We start from the raw sequence: 10,719 nt of genomic DNA, 5'->3' as shown, positions 1-10,719 counted from the left end.
CTTACCACCAATAGTTTTAATTCTTCACTATATTTGCCCATAAATAAACACCCCAAAAGCCAGATTTTACTCTAACTTTTGGGGGTCAGTACAGAACCGTCCCCATGGACAACCTATTCCCTCGCTGCTCTCACTTTAGCAACGTACTGTTTCGCATATTCGGTAATTTTTTCGTATTCTCCTGTTTTGGCTGGTGCTACTAGGCTGCCGCCTACTCCGACTGCAACGCATCCATTTTTGATCCATTGTTCTACGTTATTTAAATCGACCCCGCCTGTTGGCATGATGTTTACTTGTGGTAGCGGTGCTTTGACGGACTTCACAAAGTCAGGTCCAAATGCATTTCCAGGGAACAATTTAACAATATCCACTCCCGCTTCTAATGCTTGTTTCATTTCTGTGATCGTCATGCAGCCTGGCATATATGGCACTGAATAGAGGTTACATAGCTTTGCTGTTTCCGCGTCAAATGCAGGACTAACAACGAACTCTGCTCCTGCTAGAATAGCAATTCTGGCGGTTACAGCATCAAGAACTGTTCCTGCCCCAATCACAACATCATCATTATCCTTATACAAAGAAGCTAATTCTTTAATGACTTCATCGGCTCCCTGTACAGTAAACGTAACCTCAATACCTTTAATACCGCCTTCAACACAGGCTTCGGAAATCTTAACGGCCTCTTCCTTTGAATCTGCCCTTACAACAGCGACAACTCCACAATCGGTCAGTTTCGATAAAATAGTTAATTTTTTCATCATGTCCATCCTTTCAGCTAATCCATTATTTTAAATTATAGTAAAATAATCCGCGGTGTTAAAATTGATTTTACAAATTGTCTCTAATTAACGTATCATATAGTAGAATGATGTTCCATAATAAAGAACATATAAAAAGAATATCATTTAATTATCCCCATAAAAGAGGTCGAATGTGATGTCTAATGTTCAATCCATTGAACGTGCCCTAACCATATTAAACAAGCTTTCTGAATACCCAGATGGCATACAAATTGCGCGTCTGACAGAGCAGGTTGGTCTAACAAAAAGTACCATTCATCGTCTGTTATCTACTTTAGTAAGCATGAATTATGTTGTTAAAGATGAAGAAACAGACAAATATAAACTCGGATTACAAGTCCTCTTTCTTTCTAGAAATCTATTAAATAACTCGAGTATTGTGACGATAGCAAAACCTTATCTCGAGAAACTATCACAAGAAGTAAATGAAACCGTTCACTTATGCATAGAGGATCACGGAGAAGTGATTTATATCGATAAAATTGAAAGCAATCAAACCATCCGAATGTACTCTCGCATTGGAAGCAGAGCTCCCATGTATTGTACAGGTGTAGGAAAAGTATTACTTTCAGGCGCTGCTCCAGAGCATGTTGATCAAGTGATTTCAAAAACCGATTTTATTCCAAAGACCCCGTACACGATTACCTCAAAAGAGGCCTTTTTAAAAGAAATTGAAAGTGTTAAGCAACAAGGTTATGCATTAGATAATTCCGAAAATGAAGAAGTATTAAGGTGTATTGCTGCACCAATCTATGATCATAAAGGAAAAATCATTGCAAGCTTTAGTATTTCAGGACCAAGTAATCGTGTGACCATGGAACTGATTAACCATACATTAATTGAAAAAATGAAACAGTATAGTATAGCAATCTCAAGGAACCTAGGATACTCTGGTTCTTAATGATAGGTGGTATTCTCATTCCTTTCGAGAATACCTTTTTTTATGGCTCTGTTAAAGAAAGATGTTGATTTTTCTCCCGGAAATTCCTATGAAGGACTAATCTCACTGGGAACTCTCTTGATTTGTCTTTCATCATGGCTTATGAAGGACTAATCTCATTGGGAATTCTCCTGATTTGTCTTTCATAAACCTTTAATATCGTTGTACTAATAATCAACAATGAAAATTTAACAAAGTATTTTTTATAAAAGAACACTAAAAGCAAAAGCAAAGAAAACGCTGAAGATAGTTTTCTTTACTTTTGCAATCTGCTTATAGCTCTACTTTCGAGCCTTTTATATAACCTTCTAAACTCTCTCTATCAGGTAATCCGTCATTATCTCCTGGTGACATGACAGCAAGAGCCCCAATGGCTGCGCCGCGTTTAACAGCTTCCTTGATTGGAAGACCTTCCAGTATGGCGCTGACCACACCCACAGCAAAACCATCACCAGCACCAACCGTGTCTACTACCTTCTCTACAGGGAAACCGTCTGTATAAAATTGTTTTCCTTCAGAGCTAGTAAATGCACCCTTTGCACCAAGCTTGATGACAACAGTTTTTACACCCGCAGCATGATAGTGAGCCGCAATCTCATAAACGTCTTCGCTGCCTGTTAACAGCTTCCCTTCTTCAATACCAGGAAGAACGATATCTGCACGACAGGCTAGGTCATTAATAACTTGAGCCATTTCTTGTTTGTCAGGCCATAGACCAGGACGCAGGTTAGGATCATACGAAATTTGCACACCCCTTGCACGTGCCTCTTTCATCAATTCGTAGACCATCTCCCGGCAACCCATGGACAATGCTGGCGGGATGCCTGTCAAATGAATATGGTCAAAGCCATCCCAGTTCAAGTTAGCAATGGTTTCAAGATCCATGTGAGAAGCTGCAGAATTCTTGCGCGCGGAGAACACTTCCGGGTCGCCGCTTGACACCTTTTGCTTCCACTGCATTCCCGTCAAAAAGCTAGGGTCATAGGTTACATAACTCGTATCAATGGCGTTACTTTGAAGAAACTTTTCAATGTTTCTCCCGAATGGATCGCTTCCCAATTTGGTAATATACGTAACACTATGTCCTAATCGGGACATCCCGATAGAGAAGTTAACCTCTGCACCTGCAACAAATCGATCAAAACGTTCAACATTTTCCAATGAACCTTCTTGCTCTGCAACAAAAAGCGCCATTGGTTCCCCTACAGTAATAATTCGACTCATGTGATTTCCCTCCCTGAATGTAAAGAGAGACATAGATATGTCTCCCTAGTTAGTTAAGCCGTAAGCTTATCCCCTTTTGTACTACCTAACTCACCATTTTTCTTTTTCATATATTTAGAATAATAAGCTGTCAATATCGGTACTAGTATGGAAGTAACAATAACTGCCGTTGCCACCATTGCAGTAGCAGATTGTGCTGCAGTCAGAAATTCTGGCTTCATTTCAGCAATAAGCATTGGATTGGCTACTGCAGCCCCAGCTGTACTAGAAGCAGCAAGTCCGGCTGTACCATTACCTTTTCCGATAAATTTATCAGCTAACATTAATGGAACACCTGTAATGATGATAACAAGAACACCTAGTAAAATACCACTTAGACCCGTTTTTCCAATTACCGCTAAGTCAATCGTGTTACCTAAGGCAAAACCAAAGAATGGAATCATTGTTTCTGTTGCTCTACTAAAGAATTCACGTAAATCTTTATCAAGGTTACCAAGAGTGAAACCAATTAGGAACGGTAATACTGCACCAACGAAAGCTTGTGGTTCAAATACTGCTACACCTGTACTGCCTAAAATTAACATCGTTACTAACGGACCTGATTCAAGGGACATTAAGACGAATGCACCCGCGTCTTCTTTTGATCCGTATTGCTGCATAATAGAGGCATAAAGACCACCATTTGTCATATCCATTGCAGCGACTAGCGCAAGAACGGAGAACCCGGCAAATATACCTGTTTGTATTCCATCAACTGGCAGGAATTGCATGACAATAACAGCAATGACCCATGCAACCGCTATCTTTGTTATGACAAGTGTTCCAGATTTGAGTAAAACTTTACCTGACGCTTTAATATTGATACTTGCACCCATACAGAAGAACCATACTGCTAAAATTGGAACCGTACCTGATATTAATCCATTCGTAAATCCTCCGAAATACTCGCCCGCTCCAGGAGAAAATGTATGGACAAGTGCTCCTAAAATTAGTGGGACTAACATTAATCCACCTGGAATTTTTTTAATTGTCTTCAGAATATTCATGTTGAATACCTACCTCTCAAGTCTACATTAGGATATTTAATCTACCGGAATACGACATTAGTGTTTGCGAAACCGTTTTCTTTTTCCCTCTAATTCTACTATGTTTTCGCTTACAATTTAACCTTAAGAACTACTTTTCTAACATTTTCCTTTTCATCGGGCGTAATCCCCGCCATATGAGAATCCTCTGGGAGACAGATCATCACGTCTCCCGGATTCATGGTAATAATAGATTGGACATCCCCTTCAAAAAAGGTGGCATCCTTCTCTTCGTTATAAGCTTCTTTGACCTGCTGATGGTCGATATGATCGACTGCAATGTTTTCTCTACCTTCTAAAATGTAATGAAAGTCCAGATATACTTGGTGCGCTTCCCAAAAGCAAGCCTCTGCTTCTTTGGTTTCATATTCATTCAAAAAGAAGAACAAATTCTCACCCAGCTCATGACGTCCAGCAGGATAGGCTGAAAAGTCATGTTCTTTTAATACAAGTAAACTAGATTGTATTTTTTTAGATAAAATCTGGCTTTCTACTAAGTCATTTAATCTGCCTTTTAGCAACGTTATCAGCCCTTTTCGATGTGTGTGCCTATGTTTTTAGCGGACTAACCAACCGCCGTCAACTGCTAGAACATGACCATTCATATAATCAGATGCCTGACTAGCTAGGAACACAACGACTCCCATGTAGTCTGCCGGAGTAGCCCAACGGCCAGCTGGAATACGAGAAAGAATATCTGCACTCCGCTCTTCATCTGCACGAATTGGAGCTGTATTCGCAGTTGCCACATATCCTGGAGCAATCGCATTGATTTGAACATTGTATTGTGCTAACTCATTTGCAAAAGATTTAGTAATACCCGCAACAGCATGTTTACTTGCTGTGTATGGCGGAACAAATTTACCACCCTGGAATGAAAGCATTGAACAGATATTAATGATTTTTCCGCTTTTTTGCTCAACCATTACTTTTGCAACAGCTTGGCTTAGAAGATAGACAGAGTTTAGGTTAATTTCCATGACAGCGTCCCAATCTTCTTCCTTGTATTCAAGTAACGGATTACGTCTGATGGTTCCGGCATTATTGACAAGAACATCAATTCTTCCATATACACTTAGGCAAGTATCAACAACTGTTTGTAAAGTTTCTCTAGCAGTTAAATCTGCTTGATGAAAATATACTTTTCTTCCTGTTTCTTCAATAAGCTCTCTTGTTTCATCCCAGTTCGTATCATATGAGACAACAAATAGATCCGCACCTGCTTTCGCTAATGCAACAGCATATCCTTGGCCAAGACCAGTATTTCCTCCTGTCACGATTGCAACCTTACCTGTTAAATTAAAAAAGTCTAATGAAAAATCTCGTAAACTCATTATCTAGCACCTCTATTTTTCTATTTTAGTAGTCTGGTTAATACAAATTATCTCAATTCGTCCATTGTTACTTGATCCATATCGTTGTAGGTTTTATTATCGCCTGCCATTGCCCAAATAAAGGTATAATTACTAGTAGCAGCCCCACAATGAATCGACCATGGAGGAGAAATCACAGCTTCACCGTTTTTCATCACAATATGACGCGTTTGTGTTGGCTCGCCCATCATATGGAACATTCTTGCATTTTCATCTAAATCAATATACAAGTAAACTTCACTTCTACGGTCATGTGTATGCGTTGGCATTGAATTCCACACACTTCCCGTACTTAATTGAGTCATCCCCATAACAACCTGACAGCTCTGAATGCCTTCTTTGTGAATCATTCTGCGAATTACACGATCATTTGCAGTTTCTAATGCTCCTAATCGATCACCTTCAATATCTTTAAAGGCAACGTGCTGGGTCGGATATTCTTTGTGAGCTGGAGCAGAGTACAAGTAAAATTTTGCAGAGCTTGCTGCTGATTCACTTGAGAACAGTAACTCTCTTTTACCCAATCCGATATACAAGCAATCTTTATTTTCCATCGCATACGTTTCACCATCAACCGTGATACTTCCAGTACCGCCAACATTAAAAATCCCAACTTCTCTTCTCTCAAGGAAATATTCAGCTTTCATCTGATTATTACCCTTTAAAGAAATACTTTCTTCAATCGGAGTGATACCGCCAATAACCGCGCGTTCTTCCATCGAATAAACCAGTTTAGTCTCTCCTGGAACAAATAATTCTTCTATTAAATAATGTTTCCGAATGTCTTCTGTTGTAAATGTCTTGGCATGATCTGGGTGTGTCGAATATCTGATTTCCAAAGTGTACATCTCCTTTTATGTCGCAAGCAGTTCGTTCCGTATTGTGGAACCACGTTTCATAATTTAATTATAACGCTTTCTTCTCAAAAAAACCATGTATAATGTGAAAAAATAGTGAACCTTTTTCACATGAAAAGCGATTGTGGGTAAAGCCTTACAGTCTGCTCTGTTGCCAGGGGGACGGTTCCTGCGGCCTTTTATTAATCCTAAATAAATAAGGCACAACTAGCTGTCACCGCTAGTTGTGCCTATTTTGAGTGCTATACTTATTATTAAATTTCCAGCAAGATTAATGGCCAATCTTGTTTCTTTAAAGGATATCTTCTATGACGGCATAGAAGTTATAGTCCCATTATGATGCGTCACGGGTTCCTGGGTCTGAGTAACCAGCGAGAAACTTAAGCGGAGATACTCCGCTTATTTTCAGAATGGAGCTAGTTTCGGGGTATATAGGCGGAGATTTTCCGCTTATGCAAAGCAAAATCCACCATATTCGCGTTTCTCGAGCCAATAGACGGATATTCTCCGTCTATTTGGGCTATTTATTAATCTCGTTACTTATTAAGCGGAATTTCTCCGTCTATATTTCAGATCGCTTGCTTGACCTGATTCCCCAACCGATAAGTGCAGACCCTCTTGGTCCCAGAGGCGGGAATCAGCAACTTCTTATCGACTAGTAGAGAAAGTACTTTTTTTACCGGCTTGTCGCTTAGCTCCAAATACTTCTGGACTTCTTTTGGGGATATGGCTTCTCCTTTTCGAATGGCTAAACGAATCACTTCCTTTTCGACAATAGACAGAGAGGGCTGATCTATTTCATCACCCAGCCATCGGCCAATCACTTGCTGAAGAATCTGTTGGCATCGACGAGGATGCTCTTTCACCTGGTCATAAGAAAAGCGTATCACGGTCCATCCGTCAATCACCAACTGGTTTTGGCGTTCCAAGTTGTCTGAAAATTGCCATCTGCTTATGTTCTTTAGATGGGGGCCATACCCGTCAATCTCAAGACAAATCCGAATGGCGGGACGAATATAAGCAAAATCCAAATACCTTTTGCCATCTTTGAAATCATCGACTTCATACTCTGGATGAAGATACCGAAAGTGGGAAAATGAGGGCCACCACACTTGCTTCAAAAACAACATTTCTGCCTGGTTGTGACCTTCTTCTAAGCGCCGCAGCCGTTCTCCGCTTCTTGCTTCCAAGTGAGCATTCATAAAAACCTTATACTCTTCTTCAAATCCCATAGCCTCCTCCTCCTGTCTAATGGGTCTTGTCTTTTACAGCACCTTTATAACCTTTACTTTCCCAAATGGTGTAAAAAAAACCACACCACATATAATAGTTGTACTTCTCTCGAGGTATTTATTGATTCGTACCAATATGGGGGCAGTTAATAGATTTGAATTTTAATAATCTGTTTGAAGTTTAAATAATGGATATGGCTCATGGTGTGTGTGTAAGTGAGAAAAGAAGTTTAACGTGGCTTAAATAGGAGAAAGGAATAGGTGATGTAGCGAATATAAAAGATTGGATAGAACTATTTTCAGTTTAATAGAATTGTTAATTTTGTCAATATTCCCTTTAAGAAAATATTGACAATTTCTAGCACCCTCAACCTTAAGGAATGTCATTTGACTAATATTCTCATTTACTTATGATACAGTTCATCCCACCTATCTACTGGCGGGGTCAAGCCCCACAGGCAAATTAGATAGAGACTATTGGAAATATAATCCAAATTCAATTCGTGCTATGTTAAAGTTTAGTTAGTTAAGCTGCCTTGTCCTTAATCTAGTAACCTGAAAAAATAAGGTAAGCGGAGATTCTCCGGTTAAACATAGATTGTAGCGCGTTGCGGGGTAAATAAGCGGAGGTTTTCCGCTTAACCAAATCAAAATCATCCATTTTCCAATTTTCCGAGCCGATAGACGGATATTCTCCGTCTATTTAAGCCTTTTTTAAAAGCAATTATGAATTAAGCGGAAATTCTCCGCCTATTATCCTCAGGCGCTTAACCTGATCCCCATCCAATATAATTGAGGATATTTGCCCCTATTTTTACTTTTTCTCCTTCTCCCAAATGTCCTTCTTCCTCTATTAATGACAAGGATTACCCTAGTGTATCTAAATGAGGTTTCACTGGTACTACTTTTGGTAAGAATAAGTGTAATCTCTCTTGTACGTATTCTACAACTTCCTCTGGCATTTCCTTGGCCTTAATATCTTCACCTAGGAAGAGCAGCCAATTTGTTATTTCAGCCAACTCTTCAGAATTCTTTACATTGATAAAAGTCTTTAGAATGGCTGTAGCTTGGTATGGATTCGTATAGGAAATGGAAACTTTTAATGGGTGGTATTTTTTATATTGGGCAATTGCTTTTGGACCAAGCTCAAGGACAAGATTGATTTCTTCTTCCTGCTTCCTTAGTTTTTCTAAAATCTTTTGCTTAGTTAATCCTTTTTTCATTGGGTATGGTTCGACATCGGTGAGATTGTCGACATGAAAAATCTGTTTCTTTTCTTCCTTTACGTTAAAGCCCTCGATCAGCCACTGGCTTTTTTCACGATAAAGGTTCAAAAGATAAATTGGATAAGACTTTATTCCCTTCTCTTCTATAATGGTAATCAATAAAAATCGATCCAAAAGAAGGAATTGGATAAGTCTTTCTAAAATAGGATGCGGGAGGTCTGACAGTTCAAGCAGGTCGGGATTATTTGGGTTGGTCCCTTCGAATAGTAAGATTTGATTTAAAAGGACAAGGTCATCCTGCTGGTTTTCTGAGATGAGGCCAAGTAACTTTTCAGCTAAAGACTGACGACTTTTTAGATAGGGGAGCTGTTGGTTTCTTGTGGCCATAAAAGCAATGAATAGAGCTTTGATTTCATTATCAGTAAAGCGAACAGCAGGCAGGACAGAGTTGTGCATGACAAAATAACCCCCATCCCTTCCTACTTCAGCAACCAGCGGCATCCCCATCGCTTCAATTTCTCTAATATCTCTTATAGCGGTCGAACGAGAGATGTTAAATTCCTGCATGATTTCAGAAATGGTAAAGTGGGAGCGGTTGTTGATATAGCGCATGATGATATTAATTCGTTCAACTTTTTTCATATCCGCTGCGCACCTCCTAAACAGTATCACTTTTTGACATGATTTAAAGTTATTATAAACTCATCAAGTGAAAAGACAAATCATTTGATACATTTTAAAAAAGGTAGGTTTTGAATATGGCAGATTATACGTTAGTAGAAAAAAATAGCTTTACCGTTTTAGGTTTCGGAACGGAGCTTAAGAGCGACTACACAGACTATGCTGGGATAACCAAAGAAAAAGCAGACTTTTGGTCAGCCGTTAAACAAGACGGAAGACTGGACACTTTAAAAGCAGTAGCAGCAAACGACTACATTTTTGTCGTGAATGAAGCAGTAAATAACAAGATGATGCACTATGCTGGCGTTATGACAGAAAAATCATTACCAGAAGCAACCAGAATGATTCAATTTCCAAAAGGGGAATACATCGTTGTAAAAGGGGAAGCAGGAACGTCCGAAGAGTTAAGTAATATGCTTACTGGCATTGCCTTCGGTCAAGTCTTGCCGGAAGCAAAGGATGTTGCCTATGTTGGCGGGCCAAATGCATCGGTTGAGATGGGGAAGCGTGATGGCTTAGTTTTTGGCGAAATGTGGATTCCGGTTGTTAGGAAATAAGGAGAGGTCGACATGTCCTATATCGTTGATTTTAAAAATGTTTCGACGGTTGGTTTAGAGTCTTCACCCGCAGCAGATGCTCTTGCTGGTTTACGCGCGAATGAAGCACGTTACTTTATGAACAAATATAAACATGAATTTACGGTTGTACCTGCCAGTGAGAGCCAGGAGACTCTTGATTACGTGAATCGGATTTTAAAAGAAGAACGTAATATTGAGTTTGGAGCTAAGCCTTTAGAAACGGCACGTTTTCAAGTTGAAAATATCAAATGGGCCTTCGTTTTTTATGAGGACGGTCTTGAGGTCAACGTCCTATATACGGTTGATGGCCCTAAGCCGAAACGGGCTGTTGGTTTTAAGCTTTCTGAGGGTATGGAAGTACCGAAGGAATTAGAAGGGAAGTTTAAATTTGCCAGGCAGAAATCTAATCTCGCAGGAACCATTCGCGGCTCGTTTTTTGTCATTAAAGGAGAATATTAAAGTAAGCAAATGCCATGTATATCTTGGTATTCTAATAACAAAACAGCACTTTTCTATCAAATTAGAAAGTGCTGTTATTTTTTTTTTTGCAAAAACATTATTTTAAATTTGTTTAGGTAGAAATCTTTAGAGAATTATGATAATATTAAATAAATTAAAAAGACCATGTGTAACTGGCGAAACGCGGATAACCGCGAGGGAGCACATGGTGTCGCAGCCGTTCGCCTGGGCAGAGGTAAGGGATTATATCCCTTACCTCTTTCT

At 39.4% G+C, this 10,719-nt stretch carries 11 protein-coding genes and 1 riboswitch; of the genes, 3 read left to right on the top strand and 8 right to left on the bottom strand.

Annotated features, from left to right (window positions below):
- Window positions 1-113: 113 nt before the first annotated feature.
- Entirely contained in the window at window positions 114-758 is a 645-nt protein-coding gene (locus tag H0184_RS26045; RefSeq protein WP_221830474.1) for a bifunctional 4-hydroxy-2-oxoglutarate aldolase/2-dehydro-3-deoxy-phosphogluconate aldolase, read from the bottom strand.
- A 178-nt stretch (window positions 759-936) separates the two neighbouring features.
- Here H0184_RS26045 and H0184_RS26040 point away from each other — a divergent pair, with 178 nt between their 5' ends.
- On the top strand, window positions 937-1,701 hold the full coding sequence (locus H0184_RS26040; protein ID WP_221830472.1) for an IclR family transcriptional regulator: 765 nt from the start codon (window positions 937-939) through the stop codon (window positions 1,699-1,701).
- Window positions 1,702-2,013: 312 nt separating this feature from the next.
- Here H0184_RS26040 and H0184_RS26035 read toward each other — a convergent pair whose 3' ends face one another.
- From H0184_RS26035 to H0184_RS26005, 7 genes are all read right to left on the bottom strand, one after another.
- The gene (locus H0184_RS26035; protein ID WP_221830471.1) at window positions 2,014-2,964 is read right to left on the bottom strand and encodes a sugar kinase; all 951 of its coding nucleotides are present in this window, start codon (window positions 2,962-2,964) and stop codon (window positions 2,014-2,016) included.
- 53 nt (window positions 2,965-3,017) lie between these two features.
- Window positions 3,018-4,010 (bottom strand): 2-keto-3-deoxygluconate transporter, encoded by a 993-nt coding sequence (kdgT, locus tag H0184_RS26030; RefSeq protein WP_221830469.1) that lies wholly within the window; start codon window positions 4,008-4,010, stop codon window positions 3,018-3,020.
- A gap of 110 nt (window positions 4,011-4,120) precedes the next feature.
- A complete protein-coding gene (locus H0184_RS26025) occupies window positions 4,121-4,570 on the bottom strand; it encodes a NanQ anomerase/TabA/YiaL family protein (RefSeq protein WP_221830462.1) in 450 nt (149 codons plus the stop codon).
- 36 nt (window positions 4,571-4,606) lie between these two features.
- Window positions 4,607-5,383 carry a 2-dehydro-3-deoxy-D-gluconate 5-dehydrogenase KduD gene (kduD, locus tag H0184_RS26020; RefSeq protein ID WP_221830460.1) on the bottom strand — a complete coding sequence of 259 codons (777 nt, stop codon included), beginning with the start codon at window positions 5,381-5,383 and terminating at the stop codon, window positions 4,607-4,609.
- A 47-nt stretch (window positions 5,384-5,430) separates the two neighbouring features.
- The gene (kduI, locus tag H0184_RS26015) at window positions 5,431-6,261 is read right to left on the bottom strand and encodes a 5-dehydro-4-deoxy-D-glucuronate isomerase (RefSeq protein WP_221830451.1); all 831 of its coding nucleotides are present in this window, start codon (window positions 6,259-6,261) and stop codon (window positions 5,431-5,433) included.
- Window positions 6,262-6,848: 587 nt separating this feature from the next.
- Window positions 6,849-7,511 carry a DNA-binding response regulator gene (locus tag H0184_RS26010; protein WP_221830450.1) on the bottom strand — a complete coding sequence of 221 codons (663 nt, stop codon included), beginning with the start codon at window positions 7,509-7,511 and terminating at the stop codon, window positions 6,849-6,851.
- Window positions 7,512-8,377: 866 nt separating this feature from the next.
- The gene (locus H0184_RS26005; protein ID WP_221830448.1) at window positions 8,378-9,379 is read right to left on the bottom strand and encodes a helix-turn-helix transcriptional regulator; all 1,002 of its coding nucleotides are present in this window, start codon (window positions 9,377-9,379) and stop codon (window positions 8,378-8,380) included.
- Between the two features lie 116 nt (window positions 9,380-9,495).
- On the opposite strand from H0184_RS26005, the gene H0184_RS26000 reads away from it, so the two are divergent.
- The gene (locus tag H0184_RS26000; protein ID WP_221830446.1) at window positions 9,496-9,975 is read left to right on the top strand and encodes a GyrI-like domain-containing protein; all 480 of its coding nucleotides are present in this window, start codon (window positions 9,496-9,498) and stop codon (window positions 9,973-9,975) included.
- A gap of 12 nt (window positions 9,976-9,987) precedes the next feature.
- Entirely contained in the window at window positions 9,988-10,455 is a 468-nt protein-coding gene (locus H0184_RS25995; RefSeq protein WP_221830443.1) for a phage tail protein, read from the top strand.
- A gap of 159 nt (window positions 10,456-10,614) precedes the next feature.
- Window positions 10,615-10,693, top strand: a riboswitch (ZMP/ZTP riboswitch).
- The last annotated feature ends 26 nt before the right edge of the window (window positions 10,694-10,719 follow it).

The sequence above is a fragment of the Neobacillus niacini genome, assembly GCF_019749295.1.
In the GTDB taxonomy this organism is placed as follows: domain Bacteria; phylum Bacillota; class Bacilli; order Bacillales; family Cytobacillaceae; genus Neobacillus; species Neobacillus niacini_D.
Note: the sequence above shows the minus strand (reverse complement) of the source record. Positions and strands in the feature narration are given on the sequence as shown.